General features: G+C 56.6%; 21 protein-coding genes. 6 read left to right on the top strand and 15 right to left on the bottom strand.

The annotated features are described in order from the left end of the window. Positions 1–76 precede the first annotated feature (76 nt). Genes L2I46_RS00555 through L2I46_RS00530 form a run of 6 tightly spaced genes read left to right on the top strand, consistent with a single transcriptional unit; the run spans position 77 to position 5,499 of the window. The gene (locus tag L2I46_RS00555; protein WP_137915895.1) at positions 77–1,258 is read left to right on the top strand and encodes a phage tail sheath subtilisin-like domain-containing protein; all 1,182 of its coding nucleotides are present in this window, start codon (positions 77–79) and stop codon (positions 1,256–1,258) included. Then, positions 1,258–1,773 (top strand): phage major tail tube protein, encoded by a 516-nt coding sequence (locus L2I46_RS00550; RefSeq protein WP_137915894.1) that lies wholly within the window; start codon positions 1,258–1,260, stop codon positions 1,771–1,773. The genes L2I46_RS00555 and L2I46_RS00550 overlap by 1 nt, the downstream gene beginning before the upstream one ends. A 54-nt stretch (positions 1,774–1,827) precedes the next feature. Further along, positions 1,828–2,127, top strand: a complete 300-nt coding sequence (locus L2I46_RS00545; RefSeq protein ID WP_137915893.1) for a phage tail assembly protein — start codon at positions 1,828–1,830, stop codon at positions 2,125–2,127. Between the two features lie 32 nt (positions 2,128–2,159). After that, positions 2,160–2,300, top strand: a complete 141-nt coding sequence (locus L2I46_RS00540; protein WP_032415160.1) for a GpE family phage tail protein — start codon at positions 2,160–2,162, stop codon at positions 2,298–2,300. Next, on the top strand, positions 2,290–5,001 hold the full coding sequence (locus tag L2I46_RS00535; protein ID WP_236947459.1) for a phage tail tape measure protein: 2,712 nt from the start codon (positions 2,290–2,292) through the stop codon (positions 4,999–5,001). Before L2I46_RS00540 ends, L2I46_RS00535 begins: the two co-directional genes overlap by 11 nt. 9 nt (positions 5,002–5,010) lie before the next feature. Further along, positions 5,011–5,499: a phage tail protein gene (locus L2I46_RS00530; protein WP_032442276.1), complete on the top strand. Its 489-nt coding sequence runs from the start codon at positions 5,011–5,013 to the stop codon at positions 5,497–5,499. Between the two features lie 125 nt (positions 5,500–5,624). Here L2I46_RS00530 and L2I46_RS00525 read toward each other — a convergent pair whose 3' ends face one another. The 15 genes from L2I46_RS00525 to L2I46_RS00460 are packed head-to-tail and all read right to left on the bottom strand — an operon-like array spanning position 5,625 to position 15,525. After that, positions 5,625–6,695, bottom strand: a complete 1,071-nt coding sequence (locus tag L2I46_RS00525; RefSeq protein WP_236947458.1) for a phage tail protein — start codon at positions 6,693–6,695, stop codon at positions 5,625–5,627. Between the two features lie 10 nt (positions 6,696–6,705). Beyond that, complete coding sequence (locus L2I46_RS00520; RefSeq protein WP_236947457.1) at positions 6,706–7,824, bottom strand: hypothetical protein; 1,119 nt, start codon at positions 7,822–7,824, stop codon at positions 6,706–6,708. Positions 7,825–7,836: 12 nt separating this feature from the next. Continuing rightward, positions 7,837–9,855 carry a CotH kinase family protein gene (locus L2I46_RS00515; protein ID WP_236947456.1) on the bottom strand — a complete coding sequence of 673 codons (2,019 nt, stop codon included), beginning with the start codon at positions 9,853–9,855 and terminating at the stop codon, positions 7,837–7,839. A gap of 2 nt (positions 9,856–9,857) precedes the next feature. Beyond that, positions 9,858–10,553, bottom strand: coding sequence for a phage tail protein I (locus tag L2I46_RS00510; RefSeq protein ID WP_137915887.1), 696 nt, complete (start codon positions 10,551–10,553; stop codon positions 9,858–9,860). Continuing rightward, on the bottom strand, positions 10,546–11,445 hold the full coding sequence (locus L2I46_RS00505) for a baseplate assembly protein (RefSeq protein ID WP_137915886.1): 900 nt from the start codon (positions 11,443–11,445) through the stop codon (positions 10,546–10,548). Before L2I46_RS00505 ends, L2I46_RS00510 begins: the two co-directional genes overlap by 8 nt. Continuing rightward, positions 11,432–11,797 (bottom strand): GPW/gp25 family protein, encoded by a 366-nt coding sequence (locus L2I46_RS00500; RefSeq protein WP_048272155.1) that lies wholly within the window; start codon positions 11,795–11,797, stop codon positions 11,432–11,434. The genes L2I46_RS00505 and L2I46_RS00500 overlap by 14 nt, the downstream gene beginning before the upstream one ends. Next, positions 11,794–12,378, bottom strand: coding sequence for a phage baseplate assembly protein V (locus L2I46_RS00495; RefSeq protein ID WP_137915884.1), 585 nt, complete (start codon positions 12,376–12,378; stop codon positions 11,794–11,796). Before L2I46_RS00495 ends, L2I46_RS00500 begins: the two co-directional genes overlap by 4 nt. Continuing rightward, positions 12,378–13,016 (bottom strand): phage virion morphogenesis protein, encoded by a 639-nt coding sequence (locus tag L2I46_RS00490; protein WP_137915883.1) that lies wholly within the window; start codon positions 13,014–13,016, stop codon positions 12,378–12,380. Before L2I46_RS00490 ends, L2I46_RS00495 begins: the two co-directional genes overlap by 1 nt. Beyond that, a complete protein-coding gene (locus tag L2I46_RS00485) occupies positions 13,013–13,471 on the bottom strand; it encodes a phage tail protein (protein ID WP_137915882.1) in 459 nt (152 codons plus the stop codon). The genes L2I46_RS00490 and L2I46_RS00485 overlap by 4 nt, the downstream gene beginning before the upstream one ends. Then, positions 13,468–13,725, bottom strand: a complete 258-nt coding sequence (lysC, locus tag L2I46_RS29685; protein WP_421152545.1) for an Rz1-like lysis system protein LysC — start codon at positions 13,723–13,725, stop codon at positions 13,468–13,470. The genes L2I46_RS00485 and lysC overlap by 4 nt, the downstream gene beginning before the upstream one ends. Next, positions 13,616–14,011, bottom strand: coding sequence for a DUF2570 domain-containing protein (locus tag L2I46_RS00480; protein ID WP_227551170.1), 396 nt, complete (start codon positions 14,009–14,011; stop codon positions 13,616–13,618). The genes lysC and L2I46_RS00480 overlap by 110 nt, the downstream gene beginning before the upstream one ends. After that, a complete protein-coding gene (locus L2I46_RS00475; RefSeq protein WP_137915880.1) occupies positions 14,008–14,559 on the bottom strand; it encodes a lysozyme in 552 nt (183 codons plus the stop codon). The genes L2I46_RS00480 and L2I46_RS00475 overlap by 4 nt, the downstream gene beginning before the upstream one ends. Next, positions 14,556–14,837, bottom strand: coding sequence for a hypothetical protein (locus tag L2I46_RS00470; protein WP_032418778.1), 282 nt, complete (start codon positions 14,835–14,837; stop codon positions 14,556–14,558). Before L2I46_RS00470 ends, L2I46_RS00475 begins: the two co-directional genes overlap by 4 nt. After that, positions 14,828–15,028, bottom strand: coding sequence for a tail protein X (locus tag L2I46_RS00465; protein WP_137915879.1), 201 nt, complete (start codon positions 15,026–15,028; stop codon positions 14,828–14,830). Before L2I46_RS00465 ends, L2I46_RS00470 begins: the two co-directional genes overlap by 10 nt. Beyond that, on the bottom strand, positions 15,028–15,525 hold the full coding sequence (locus tag L2I46_RS00460; protein ID WP_137915878.1) for a head completion/stabilization protein: 498 nt from the start codon (positions 15,523–15,525) through the stop codon (positions 15,028–15,030). Before L2I46_RS00460 ends, L2I46_RS00465 begins: the two co-directional genes overlap by 1 nt. Between the last annotated feature and the right edge of the window lie 30 nt (positions 15,526–15,555).

Below are 15,555 nucleotides of genomic sequence, written 5' to 3'. Positions count from 1 at the left end.
ACCCTGATGGCACGACAGCGGCCAGCCAGTCCGGCGATGATGACCGCGAACTCACTCAACATGATGGCGGTAGAGTATGACCGACAACTTTTTTCACGGGGCGCGCGTCAAGGAAAATACAGACCTCCAGACCGCGATCAATGACATTGATTCAACGGTCATTGGTCTGGTTGCGGTAGCTGAAGACGCCGACCCTGTCACCTTTCCACTTAACACTCCGGTGCTTGTGACGCGGGTTATCAGCGTGCTCGGCAAGGCGGGTAAAACCGGTTCGCTTTACAAATCGCTGAAAGCTATTTCCGATCAAGTCAGCACCCGCGTGATCGTTGTGCGTGTGGCAAAAGCTGAAGCGGGTGAAAACAAGCCCACTCAGTCGCAGTTGATTATCGGCGGCACGCAGGCAGACGGCAGCTATACCGGCATGTTTGCTTTTCTGACGGCGGAGCAAAAAACCGGATACCGGCCACGCATTCTCGGCGTGCCTGATTACGACACTGCCGAAGTGACCGCGCAACTGCGGGTTATCGCAAAGCAGTTGCGAGCGTTCTCATACAGCTACTGCCACGGCTGCGACACTATTGCTGAAGCCAAAGCCTACCGAGAAACGTTTGCGGAACGTGAAGGAATGCTGATCTGGCCGAACTTCATCGCCTATAACCCGCTGACCGGTGCGAATGAAGAATTCCCGGCCGTGGCTTATGCGCTGGGTCTGCGGGCGCTTATCGACAACGAGCAGGGCTGGCATAAATCACTGTCTAACGTGCCGGTCAAAAACGTGCTGGGGATTGCGAAGGACGTGTTCTGGGCGTTGCAGGCGGAAGACTCTGACGCCAACGAGCTGAACGCCAACGAGATCACCACGCTGATTAAGCGCGACGGCTTCCGCTTCTGGGGCAACCGCACCACCGAGACCGAGGAATTCATTTTCGAGGTGTACACGCGAACCGCGCAGATTCTGGCAGACAGTATCGCGGAAGCGCAGTTCACTACCGTAGATACCCCGCTGACGCCTGCGAACGTGAAAGACGTGGTGAGCGGTATTAACGCCAAACTTCAGGCGCTGGTTACCGCCGGCAAGCTGATTGGCGCAGCGTGCTGGTTTGATATCGTCGATAACCCAACCGTTGGTCTGCGGCAGGGTAAAGCCATCGTGCGCTACAACTACAGCCCGGTGCCGCCGCTGGAAGATCTAACAATGATCCAGACGTTCACCGATCAGTATTACGAATCCGCTTTTGCATCGCTGGGAGGTGAATAGTGGCTATTCCTAAAAAACTCCGGCTGTTCACCGTCTTTGTGGACGGCGAGAACTATATCGGCAAAGTCCCCAGCGTGACGCTGCCAAAAGTGACCCGTAAAACCGAGGATTACCAGGGCGGCGGTATGCTCGGTTCGGTGGCCGTCGATCTGGGGCTGGATTCCGGCGCGCTGGATGCGTCGATGATTGTCGGCGGCGTGGTCGAAGAGCTGATCCTGAAATATGGCGGCGATATCGACGAAATGCGCCTGCGCTTTGTCGGCGAGTTTTACAGCGGCGGTACCAGCTCGTTACTGGAAGTTGAGATGCGCGGACGTATCACCGAAATCGATCCAGGTGATGCGAAACAGGGCGATGATACCAATCACACCTACGCCATCAAAAACACCTACTACAAGCTGTCAGTGGACGATAAGGCGCTGCTTGAAATCGACCTGCTGAACTTTATCTACAAGCGCAACGGGGAGAATCTCTACCCGGACCGCATTATGTCGGCGCTGGGCCTCGGCAGCTGATAACCCTTTTTACTCACCTTTAAGGCGGTCTGCTGGCCGCCCGGAGAAAATGCTATGTCCGTTATTCTCAGTAAGCCGATTAAGCGCGGCGATCAGGAAATTACTACTATCACCATCAACGACAATATCAAACAGGCCGGATCCCTGCGCGGCCTGCGTCTGGTTGATGTGCTGAACTTCGATTTCGACGCGGTCTCTACGCTGCTGACGCGCGTCACCACACCGTCGCTGACCACCTCTGATGTTGGCACTATGGCAACCGGTGACTTCACCGCGCTCTGTGAAGAGATTACGCCTTTTTTGACGAAACCGGCGCCGTCCGCACCGAACTCGGCGGAGACGGGGAGCGAATAAGAGAGGCGGTATTTTCTGACGTCGACGATTTGATCGCCGACATTGCAGTTATTTTTCACTGGCCGCCCTCCGAGATGTACGGCATGGAGCTGCGCGAGCTGATGGCCTGGCGCGAGAAGGCGGCCATCAGAAGCGGTAACCATGAACAGGAGGATGACGACGATGGATCTTAGTATTCGCGTTGCGTTCAGCGCCATTGATAAGCTCACCCGTCCGGTCAGTGCCGCCAGTAAAGCTATTGGCGGCCTTTCGGACTCCCTTAAGCAAACGCAGGGCTCAATCAAAGAGGTTGAGCGACAGTCTGCCGCCTTCAACCGTCTGCGCGACAGCGTTAAAAAAACCTCCCGCACTATAGACGACACCACCCGCACGCTGGAAGGACTGAAACTGGCGCAGCGGTCAGGTGCGACGCTGACGGACAAGCAACGTCAGCAGATGACCGATCTCGCGGCAAAACTGGATCGCCTCAAAGTCCGACGTGATAAAGAGACCGAGAGTCTCCGGGGAGCCTCCGAGGCGCTCCGTCGTCACGGCGTATCCCTTGCAGGCGGCAGTCAGACCATTGCCAGCGCCATTCGCCGAACCGAGCAATATAACCAGACCCTTGAGCGCGAACGCCGCCAGCTCGCCGCTGCCACACAAGCGCGCATGCAGTATGACCGCGCGAAAGAGATCGCCGGCAGGATGCGCGGTGCCGGGCTGGCGATGACGGCGGCCAGTGCCGGGGGGTTCTATCTGGGTTCGCGGCTGATGGCGCCACAAATTCAGACTCAGGAGCACGCCTCCGTTATTGCCGCTCAGAATGGCGAGGGCGCAGCATCTGGCGGTCGCTACTCCCGCATCATTCAGGACATTAACGCCGCTGGCGTCAGTCGCGATTTAGCCCGTATCTCTGAGGCGGTGGCGGGTGTTCGCAGTACGCTCGGTGCGCTCGGTGCGGTGGGTGACGAGGAACTCACGCGCATTTCCCGCAAGGCACTGGATCTGCAAACTGCGCTGGGTGGGGATATGACGGAGCATATCCAGATGGCGGCGATCATGATGAAAAACGGGCTGGCCCGCAGCAGTGATGAGGCATTCGACCTTATCACGTCGGGCATGCAGCGCGTTTCCACGCAGATGCGCGGCGAGATGCCGGAAATACTTCATGAGTATTCTACTCACTTCCGCAATATGGGCTTTACCGGGGCGGAAGCTATGTCGCTGCTGGTCAATATGGCTCAGCAGGGTAAGTTCGCGCTGGATAAAACCGGGGATGCCATCAAGGAATTCAGCATTCGTGGCTCTGACATGTCAAAAAACAGCGTCAGCGCCTACAAGGCGATCGGTCTTGACGCGGCGGCCATGTCATCGGCGATAGCCACGGGTGGCGAAAGTGCGCGCAAGGCGATGGAGAAGACCGCGAAAGGGCTGCTGTCCATTCAGGATCCGGCGACGCGGGCTAATGCCGCGATTTCGCTTTTTGGTACCCCGATTGAAGACCTGTCTATAGACCAGATCCCGGCGTTTCTTTCGGCGTTGGCGAACGTTTCTAATCGCCTCGGTGATACCAGGGGAAGCGCCGACAGGCTGGGAGATACCCTGCGCGATAACCTGCCTGGTGATATCAGCAAGCTGGGCGGGGCATTTGACGGGCTGCGCACGGAGGTGCTGACGGGGATGGATGCCAGCCTTCGGACAATCACGCAGACGCTGACGGCCTTCCTCAACAACCTGCGGGCGTGGGTGAGTGAAAACCCGGAGCTTACACAGACTCTGGTGCTTGTCACTGCCGCGCTTGTGGCCCTGACTGGAGCGGTAGGCATAGCGAGTCTCGCTGTCAGTTTCTACGTTGGCCCCTTTGCAAAGCTAAGGCTAGCTATTCAAAACATCGGCCTGTCTTCGATCACTACGACCTCCAGTATCGCCAGGCTCAACCTGGTTCTTTCCGGCCTGCGCGTCATTCTTGCAACACTACTCGGCATCCCCGGAGTGATTGCGCTGGGGTTTATCGCTGCAGGGCTGATTATCTGGAAATTCTGGGAGCCCATTAAAGCATTCTTTGGTGGTTTCCTTCGCGGGATATGGGAGGGATTAACCCCGCTCAGGAATGCATTCTCAGCGATGGCGCCAGTATTCTCCTCCTTGGGTGATGCCATTAAAGCAGTGTGGGGATGGTTCAAAGACTTGCTGTCTCCGATGCAGGCCAGCAAGGATACGCTGGATAAATGCGCTACCGCCGGGGAGATTTTCGGGCGGGTGATGAGTTCTGCGCTCAGTTTCCTGCTGTGGCCGCTACAGCAGTTAATGAATGGCGTGGGCTGGCTGCTTGAAAAGCTGGATCTTATTCCTGAAGGGATAGACAGGGCCAGGCAGCAGGCTGACAAGGCACAGCGGGAACTTGAAGCCTCTGCGACAGCGCTGGCCGGGCATCAACTACCCCTGGGTCAGGCGACGGTATCCAAACCAGTTAGTGGCGGTAAGCCGCCGGTCATTACCGGCGTTCAGGGCCACCTGAAAAACATCGACACGAATACCAAAGCAACGGCCAACAACACGAAGAAAGTCGGCCCCGGGGATATTGTCTTTAAAAATCTGCCGCGTGCTTTGGCGCTGCGTGGTGCGTATCAGGAGGCGCGGGTTATTCCGCAACCGGTGCCGCGCGTATCTGCGGCTGCGGCCGGCGGTGTGCTGTCGGTACCAACGGCGACGCAAGGGGCGACTTCCGCGCCGGTCGCTGCCGCGTCGGGTGCGGCGCCGTTCTTCCAACTGGTCTTTAACGACGTCGGTAAACGCTCGGATCAGGAGCTTGAAAAAATGGTGCGCAACGCCGTGCGCGATCTGATGGCCAACACCCGCAAAACTAACCGTGGTTCATTCCGCGATCGGGAGTAAGGAGGTTTTATGATGATGGTATTCGGGATGTTTGTTTTTACGCTGCGCACTGTCCCGTATCAGCAGCTGCGCCACTCGCAGGAGTGGCGTCACGTTAAGAATGACCGGGTCAATCAGTCGGCGGGTTGGCAGTACATCGGGCCCGGTGACGACACGATCACGCTTGACGGTGTGCTCTATCCAGAAATCACCGGCGGGCGGTGGTCGCTGTCGGCGCTGGAGACAATCGGCTTTGCCGGTCGCCCCTGGCCGCTGATTGAAGGTGATGGGCAGATTTACGGGATGTACGTTATGACGCGGCTGGAGCGAGGAAAAACGGAGTTTGATCGCTACGGCAATCCCAAAAAGATTGAGTTCACTATCAGTCTGAGCCGGGCGGATGCGGATTTTCGCGAGAAGCTGCAATCGTCGTCAGTCAGCGATGTGCTGGATGATCTCAAAACCAGTGCGACCAAAGCCGTTAACTCGGTTTCAAACTCCCTCAATAGTCTGTTTTAACCCACAAAAAGCCCCTCACCTGAGGGGCTTTCACTACCGGCAAACATCGCCATTTCCGACTATGGTGGTACCGCACAGTCACTTCTGACGACCTGCAGCACTGCTACTTTTGACGGTACTCGATACTACGCCACCCGCGCCCAGCACATCAGCAGGGTGTGGGCCTCCACCACGCTGAATGATTTCCCTTCACCGAGGTTGGCTGTTTTGCCGTTGGCCGAGTGTTTATGCGGTGGGATCGTGACTTCGTGATCGTGCTCTCCGGCATCATCTGTAACGCCCAGCTCTTTAGGGTTAAAGAGCTGCCGCACATTACCGCCAATTTCCCACGGGTCATCTTTACCGGCCACACCACCATGATTGTGTTTACCGTTTTTCGTGGTTGTCAGTTTTTGCTCTATCTGCTCGCTGGTTTCACCGCTCACATCAATCTGCACAGCGGGCAGGTTGTCCCGCTGGAGTGTGACGTTATCGCTGCCGCCGGTCGTGCCGACGTCCGAGCCGTCCGCCTTGCCGACGCGGATCGTTTTATTTTCGCCGGTGTATATCCATTCCGACCATGGCCACCGCTCATTAGGATTCAGGTTCTGGCTGAAAAAGCGCGTGGTGCCGACGGGGTTGTCGAGTTCCCAGGCATCACTCACAGCCTTTTCTACCGCAGCGGCAATCGCCTCCTGAATATCTTTACTCAGCACGATTAGCTCACTATCCGTGTAATCTTTCGCCTCATCTTTTGCCGCCTGCACTTCACCGGCGGTTGCCAGGATGACGGAGGGATCGGCCTTTAACTCGACGCTGGCGGTGTTACTGACAGCAATCCACAGATTAACCGAATGCAGCCGCCCGCTGCCTTCGGACAGCAGCGGTTTGTATGACGGCGGCAGGCTCGCCACCGCCAGGCAATGCCCGGCCTCATCATAGAGGGCCGCTTCCCGCAGCCAGAACCCGCCGACCTGCGGCAGCATAATCATTTCTGTACGAATGATATTTGCAGCAGTATCAGCGACAACCACGCGATTCAGGCGGGCACGATATACTTCATTGACCAGTTGCGCGCTGGTCGGGTCTGGCACCGGCACCGAGCCGCCGCCATCCCCTACCGCCATTTCTGCAAAATCAACCGCAACACCGGTCAGTGCAGCCTGTGCCATCCTGGCCGCACCGTATTCTGTCAGGGTGGTTATATATTCGGCCATGCTCACCTACTTAGATCAGGGGCTTGTAATAAACCGGGCGAGAACCGGCGATATAACCGCCACCATCACGGCCATATTCCATAGCAAAAATACCGGCTGATGCGCCGAGCGCATTGTGTCCGCTACGACTCAGCAGTGCACGATTCGCATTAATCCCCGTTGACCACACGCAATCGCCCTTAAATGCCGAACTGTCGCTACCAAATGGATACAATGCCAGGGCCTTCAGCTTTTGCAGGGCAGCTTCCGCGACTGGTTTAGCACTGTTCGTCGAAATGGAGCCAAACGGGGCATACATGGTACCCGATACCGTAATGGAGTACGGCACGTTGCTGGCACTCAGGGCAAAACGCACGCTGGTCGGCGTGGTGGCGACGTAATCCCCACCCTCAACCGTTCCCGTAAACGTCGGGGTAATCAGCTCGCCGGTTAATGCGTCCATCGCTTTCCATGCCGGTGATGATGGAGAAATATTGGATGCATACAGCGCTGCATCATTGTTTGCCAGGAATTGTAATTCACCGGCCATCATACGCACGCCATAGGTGTATTCAGCAATGTTGCCGCAGAGGTCAGAAATCCCCGAAAACGTGCGGTCGTGTCGCCAGTCCACCGGACCGGAACCGGTATACGTCACACCCGTGGTGTTATTTTTATCCCCTGGCTGACGGCCATCCACACGCTGACCGAACTCTGACGGGTCATCTGAGGAGAAACCCCAGTTGGTGTTACCGAGCGGTTGCGTCCCTGCACGAAACGCCTGAATCGCCAGCAATCCCCATTCTGCCGCCGTGATGGCGTGCCAGCCCGGACCGCACGCTTTCGCCGTGTTGTAGTAGATATAGTTATCCGGGTTGCTGAACGTCGGGGTGGCAAATGGCAGGGACAGGAACTCGCCATTTTTAATCACGCCCTGGTAGGTCCCGATAAAGAGCTGCGGGATTTCTTTTCCGTCCACAATAAACGCCGGGTGCGTACCTGCGCCCATCCCCAAAGAGTCCAGAGTGACTTTGGGAATAATATTCACAAAGCTGGGCTGACCTTTTGCCGTGTAAAGTACCGTTTGCGCTCCACCCGATGCCGCCTCGACGGACTGGCGCAGCGTGTCTTTAATGATGATGGTTGACATAGTTAGCCCTCGTTATTGTTGGGTATAAGTAAAATAGGTATCCAGATATGCCAGTCGGGCTTTAAACCACGTCAGGATCTGGTCAATGCTGGTGACGTTTAATGATGGTTGCGTGGGCCATTTCGCCACGTCTGCTTTAACTAAATCCGGTGAGTATTTGCTCTGAAACTGTTTCAGCAGAAAATACAAATTATCCGGTGAGAAAATCCCCTGATTGCGTAAATCCGCATAGCGCTGATTCACGGAATTACCATAAGCATTTCTGACTTTCATCCAGAATAAATTTGCGCTTCTGTCAGTCCCCGGCACAGTGTCAGGCAGGTAACTGATTGTCGTCCCTTCAAACTTCAGGCCATATGTTGTATCGAGGTCATAGGGCATAAAAAACCACTTAACACCATCCCACGTAATAAACTGCACGTTTTTGGTATTGTCATTCGCCCATAAATCAGTCGCGCCAATGACGGCCAGCAACAGATAAAAATCAATGGCGTTATTTTTATCGAGTTTAGTGGCGATGTTTGCAGTGAAATCAGCCTGTCCTGATGATGCAAAAGCATCCCATGCCTCTAATGCAGCCTGCGTGGCTGCGGTCTGCGTCTTTGGTGCTTTAAAACTGTATTGCGCCTTCATGGCATCGGTGGATAATTTTTTAATATCCACCCATGCCGTGTTGGCATCCATCGAAATATGTATCTTCAATGGGTCGTTTTTAGGGATATTATAATTTTCCTTTTTCTTACCGACGGCCAGAGTGCCAATGCCGTAAAACGCATCATTGACGTACAGTACCGCCGGATAGCCGATCGGATGAGCGCGGGCGCCGGTAGGGAACCCATCAGGCCCGACTTTTCCCACGTAGCAATTATCGATATCCCGTTTCGGCCAGCCACGACGGGAATCCATCATCTGCGACCACAGCAGGAATGATGCATACTGCCGGGCGTGAGTGTTATCAATCCAGTTTGATTTAAACGTCCACTCATCGTGTGGAATAATGTCGCCGATTTTTAAATCCATATCCTCATCACGGTCAGCGGTTGAGCTGAAGGTAATATTGAGATTTTTTTTCGGGAACGTCGCCGACGTGTCTCCCTGCACTTCAAAGGTGCTGTAGAACGAGATCACCTTTCCGTCGACATCAATGCGCGCTGTCGTCGGGTATTGTCCCGCCGCCTTATTTGGCGGTACACCATTTGGCGAATTAACGGAGATTCGAATAATCCCTGCCGGCTCACCAAAAACAAAATGCTTATCCAGCAGTGGCGGCGATGCCGTGGCGGAGTCTGCCGGATCAAAGCCTTCCAGTGCGGCCAGGGCGACGGCCATCTGTTGCGTGATCAGTAACCGCGAAAGCTGATTGTCGGGGCCAAGATAAGCTAACTGGCTATCAACCTCGCTCAGTAATGCGGTGTGCAGTTGCTGCGCCACATAAAATTGCTGTAATGCCCGTTCATTGATTTCTACTGCCTGTGCAATATCACCCGCCGCCGACAGTTGGCTTTGTTGCGATAAATATAATCGCTGATACCATACTTGCAGCGCAGAGATGGCACCAAGGAAGGTCTCGTTATTTTCGCCAATTCCTTGCGCCGTATCGCTAATGGCTGATACCTGAACTTGTTGTGAAATATAAAGCTGCTGCAAAGTGACTGCCAGTGCAGTAAATAAATCATTAATCCCTCTGGCGTTCATCATGTCATTGATGAATCGCGCCACCCCATCATCGTTAAGATAATAATTAAAAATCACTTTCGCATTGCCGGAATCCTGCATTGCCACACGAAATAATTTACCCGCAGGTGTTCCCGTCAGACCTGAAATTGTTCCGTCAGGATCGTCCTCCGTTGGGTAAAAGGTGTACTCCTTATAATCCGGTATTGATTCAAGCTGCGACTTCAGCCATGCGGTGCGATTCGCCAGCTCTTTTGCCTGAATATTTGCCGCGCCATCCTGACCGCCTTCAACTCTCTGCTGACGGGTCAGGAGTGTAATACTGTCTTCCCATTGTAACTTTTCTGTAATATTCATTTTTATTCACCTGAAGAGCGATAAGCACCGTCGTAAAGTTGAGTTCCGTCATAGCGCGCAGAACCGTCGTAATGAAACACGCCATCGGGGTATTTTCCCGGTCGGCAGTAATGATAATTTCCGTCGTAGTGAGCGACTCCGTTATAAAAAATGCATTCGGGTGGTGTATACCATTCCGGATAGACGGTAATAACATCCCCGTCAGCTATCGCGGCGCCTACCCATGCATCCCCCCTGGAGCTGGTTGCGATAGTCAGTTCTGCCAGGTGTCTGCTCACAGGTTTTGCATCGCCGATCAGGCGGTTGAGTTCATCCAGCGTCTTCGCTGTGATCCCGACGTCATTCACATCCACTTCAAGCCTGAACGTTCCGGGTGCGTCACCGACGTCGAACCACTCCGCGAACGTTGCAGAAAACCCCATATCTTCGATCACGCGCCGTACCGCTGCGCGGGTGCCTTTACGGCGGTGAAGCCAGTACGAGCGCTGTATAACGGCTATTTTTCGTTCTGGCGGCCAGTCCTTATCCCATCGATCGACAGACAGTGCCCAGGCCAGATACGGCAGTAAATCAACCGGGCAGGCGGTCGGCGTCCATAGCGTGCGTATCGCGACGGTTATCCCGGAAAGCCGTGCCGTGGCGGCCTCAGTACTGCGCAGCCATGCAGTGGAGGACGGCGGCAGTAATGTGCTATTCATCCGTTCCGCCGTTTTCCAGGTGATAACCGATATTACGGGCGGCCTGGACGTCGCTGATTTTGATATCACTCGCGGGCGAATTTATTACCACTCGCTGCACCCCCTGGACATGCAGCGCTGCCGAAATAGCGGAGCGCGCGACGTCGCGACTGATTTTTTTGTTGTTCTGTTTCAGGAATTTTTGCAGCGATGCGTCGGCGGCGTTGATGATCGGCTCTGACTCCGGCCCTGGGTACAGATAGAGCGTGGCGTTAATTTCGTAATCGACAACCTCGGCGCTACGCACCGTGACCCGATCCCCCAGGGGGCGCACTTCCTCGTCGTTTACCGCTTCTGCGACGTCGGCCAGCAGCTCCGGCGAGGCGGTGCCGTCACCCTCTGTAGACAGTACAGCAATGACCACCTCCGCCGGTGCCGGGCTGGATGCCTTAACATCCGCCACCTTTCCGCTGGCACTGCGTGCGAAATACTCATAGGCAGCTGACGGTCCGGCGACGCTCATGCCCTCAAAGGCCGCCTGCGCACGCAGGCGTAACGCTTCGTCGCTTTCCGTCACCGCGTCGGTGGTGTCGGTCTCTGGCGTGATGATGAGCCGCTCTGTGTCCAGGTTGGCCGCAATATTGTCCAGATCGTCGCCAGTCGAATGACTGAGCATGCAGGCCGCCACCCCCTCGTTGATGCGCTGACGTAACAGTAGCTCGCGGTACGCCATCGCCTGGGCGATGATGTTTAGTGGCTCTGACTCCAGACCCAGCGCAGCGGCAACGGCTGACTGCTGATCAGCAGGAAATGCCGCCACCATCAGCGCTTTGACGTCAACCAGGATCGTCTCGAAGTCGAGTTCTTCGATAATGGTCGGCTTTGGCAGCTGTGAGAGGTCAATCGTTGGCATTGGCGCCCCTTAATGTCACCACGCGGGTGCTTTTTTCCATGGTTTCCGTCAGCATGCCGGACAGTGCGGCGGTCACAGCACCGCTGGCTGAATAAGTCACGTTGATGGTATCCAGCACAATGCGCGGCTCCCATGCGGCCAGCGCGATGACTGCTGCGCTCATCAGTTGCAGTCGTGTGACGTCGTTTTGCGGGCTGTCGATCAGGTCAGGGCACAGTGAGCCGTAGTTACGGCGCATCAGGCGACTACCAACCGGCGTCAGCAGAATGTCGTTAACTGACTGCCACACATGATCCTCGTCGGTCAGGGTGCCAGTTCCTGCGGCATTCATACCGCGATAGCGCTCTGTCATTTTGTGTCCACCGTCCATTCGCCACCGCGCTTAACCCCGCCATGACTGTGATCATCCACCTGCACACCATTAGAGGTGAATGCCCCGCCGGTGTGGGTGATATCGCCGTGCATCTCACCGCCTTCGGTGACGTTCAGATTCCTGGTGGTCAGCAGGTTGGTGCACTCCACCTCCGGCGTGTCCAGCGTGATTTTGACTGACGCCTCAACCACAGCGGATTTAATCCCCTTTACCTGCAATGCGCCCGCCTCCGCGTCGTAGCGAAACTTCGCGCCGTCCGGCGCTGTCACCACCATCTCGTTACGCGACGCGCCCGGCGCTGGGTTGTCATCGCTGTACAGGCTTCCGCCGATAAAGGCGACGTCGGTATTACCGCCCAGGCACAGGAACCAGACCTGCTCGCCGATGGATGGCGGCACCCAGACCTTAAATGCACCGGCACGCTGTGCGTTCCAGCGCAGCCAGGTAGTTTCCAGTTCACCGCTTTGCACCCGAACGCGCCATTTGCCCTCGTCGATCTCCGTCACTGTGCCGGTGCGGGCGATGTTCTCCATCAGGCGAAGCAGCTCTGCAATCTCCATCAGCGCCCCTCCAGCGAGTTGATCACGTGGCGGAAAATGGCCGTGCGGTCGGCTTTGCTCAGGCCCAGCAGCTCGCGGCGCGGATAGTCCGCCATCGCGCCGCTGTCATTAATCCGATCGCGTAGCCCTTCCTGGTGTGCTCTGGCGATACGCGCAGCCACGCCTGAATAGCCCACTTCAACGCCATCAGCCGTGGCGCGTGACTTCAGGAAGCGCGCGGTTCTCAGGCGTCGGAACATCGGCTCGGCCGTAGTGGTATTACGGCGCGTTTCGCTCAGGTTGATATCGAGATAACGCTCAATATCCTCGCGATAGAATGACCGCTGCGCCCCGCGCTCCACGTCAAAACCGCTCACCATGCGCCCCCTCCTGCTGCGGGTTGTACGCCAGTTGCGCAGGTTTCTTTCCTGCCCCTGCCACATGAATTTGATGCCTGCGCGCGCACGCAGCACCTTGCGGCGGCGGCCTTCATATTTCGTGCCGTCCGGGTCTTCCTGCTTGCCGATGCGCCGACTCTGACTCTGGCGCAGCATCGTGGCCATCCCCCTGGCCATGCGCAGGCGGCCTTGTACGGACGCCCCCGCCAGAATGGCTGCAAACACTTCATCAAGCTGATGAAACGACGGATCGTTGCTCATGCCAGTGCGCCTCCGGACTCAGGATCAAAGACCATCTCCCACTCGCCACCGCTAAAGCGCGGGCGGGACTCGGCCAGGTGCTCCGCCTTCGGTGTGCCGTTGTCGTCGGTCACCATGACGCGCTCCCAGACCGGCACCTTAAACAGAATGTCGGCGACGTCGTCATTGACGATATCTGCATCAAATTCCACCTTGCGGTTATTGTCCGGATTCAGCAGGAGATCAGGTTGCTGCTGCCAGACCCACGCCAGCAACGGCAGCATCAGATCGTCAATCGGGCCGGGAAAATCCATCGCCAGCACCTGAATGCTGTAGTGGTACATGAACGACGCTTCGCCGGTTGCTTCGATCTGTATGTGCCCCTTCTCAACCCAGACCGTGATTTGTTCCGGGTTGGCTTTACACCAGGTGTTACCGGCAATCAGCGCGGCACGCAGCAGTTCAGCTTTTTTCACTTTATCCCCCTGGCGATACGCCTTAGTTCCAGCTCACGGATCCCCGCTTTGTCGGCGTTGCAGGTATCCAGCGCGTCGAGTAATGAATCCGTCCAGACAGCCAGTCCGCCCCACGTCATCGGCCTGTCCGGCGGCGGCGGGACGTCAGTTTTTGCCGTCAGGCTTTCGGGTAAGGGTTCCTGAATAATCTGCGGCGGTGACTTCTTCGGCTCGCTGGTACAGGCTGTCAGCGACAGCAGCGCGCACAGGACCAACAGTGCAGGGGTCACCGGCCAGTGCGGTTTTGATGTTTTCACGTCGGTGCTCTCCTGTTGCGGTGCGCTGCTGGTTGAGTTTCTTCAGCCCGGCTTCAACCTGACTGACGTCCTGGCGTAGCGCCCTGACCTCTCCCAGTACGTCGCCGGTTTGTTTTAGTTCTTCCCGGGTGCTGTTCAATGATTGCTCTGCCTGTTCACGCTTATGGCTTTGCCAGGCAAATCCACTGACTGCGGCAATCAGCAGGACAAACATCGCGATGGCAAGAATGGCTATCGCTTTCATTTCGCCCCCTTCAGTGCCGGATCGGATAAGCACCACGCTTTGAATTCTTCCCTGCGGTTGACCAGCCCCTGCAGGCGCTTGCCGCCAGAGTTCACAAAGTCCGTCAGCCGTTCGCATACGCCCTTCCAGTTGCCTGCCTGCGCGTGGCGCCAGAGGGTGGTTCGCACCTTCTGACCATCTTTAGTGGTGTACCAGCCCAGCCCAGTGCAGCCGACGTTAAAAGTGCCGTCGGTCATGCTTTCGAAAACCTTCTGCGGTGCAGCGGCGCCGTTAAACTCACGGTTGGTGCACTTTTCGGCACGTATCAAATCGTTAACCCAGCGCTCGGCGATCTCGCCATTGGTGTGTTCGCGGTTTTCCACCTTTGAAGTGGAGCCGATCCCCACTGTCAGTACACCCGCCGGGCAGTAGTACGGGGTCTTGCGACAGTCCTCGTACTTTGCCATCTTCAGTTGCGCTTCCGGGCTGGTTCGCAACGCCTGCGGCCACAGCGTGGCGGCCAGCGAGATGATCGCGGCGATGGAGCAGGCAATAATTCCCTTTTTCATCGTGGCGCCTCCCGGATGGTGCGGATCAGTTCTTTAACGTCCTGGCGGTTCTCGGTGTCGTCGCGGATGGCGTCGATCAGTTCATTCAGCAATGAGTTATTGGTTTCCTGAATACGTGCCATGCGGCGACGATGCAGCTCACCGAACACGGCGGCAGCGATACCGATTAGCACGCCAATGGCGGCCAGCCAGTCTTTTTGCGTCATCACGCCGATGCTGGTCAGCAGCGTTGACCAGGAGTACGTCACGCCATTCCAGATGCGATTGATTAAGTCCATAGCTGTACGGTCTCCTGTGTCGCCGTGGCGCTGATTTCCGGCAGTTCCACCACCTGTCCGGCGTCAAGAAATATCTGACCAGCCAGCGCCTTGTTAGCGGCGAGGACTACCTCAGTCACGCCCTGCGTGGTGCCGTAGTGCCGCTGACATAACAGATCTACCGTGTCGCCCTGCAACGCTTTGACTTTCATCAGAACGCCTCCGCAGTATTACGCACGGTGCCGCGAATGTCGGAGATAGCCCAGCGGGCATCCCGCCACATATCATCGGCCTGCGAAGCTAGCGCGACGGCGCGTTTCTCGCCCGCGTCACCGGTGGTGTCCACGTCCCGGTTAGTGCCGAGGATATGCGCGCGGGCGATGCTGAATACCGCGCGGCGGAAACGGTGGACCTTCACGCTTTCGCCGTTCACCTTGACCGCCGGGACGTCGGCCAGTTGGGTGTAACCCGCTGCCAGCTTGGCAGCCTGCCAGTCAGCAAGCTGTTCGAGGGTGTGAGATACGCCTTCGATAACCGCTTGTTTCAGACGTGAGGTGGTCACCGCGCCATTGATGCGCATTTCCATGCGCACATCGCTCAGGGCGATTTCCGGCCAGAACGTTCCGGCGGTGACTTTCTCGCCACCGTCGTCAGTGTCCGGCACATCCTCCGAGGAGGGGGTAACAGTGCGACCGGCTACAAGGCTCATCGCGTCGTCTCCTGAATAGGTGGCGGTGGG

The organism is Klebsiella sp. 2019SCSN059 (assembly GCF_021739525.1).
In the GTDB taxonomy this organism is placed as follows: Bacteria; Pseudomonadota; Gammaproteobacteria; order Enterobacterales; family Enterobacteriaceae; genus Klebsiella; species Klebsiella quasipneumoniae.
Note: the sequence above shows the minus strand (reverse complement) of the source record. Positions and strands in the feature narration are given on the sequence as shown.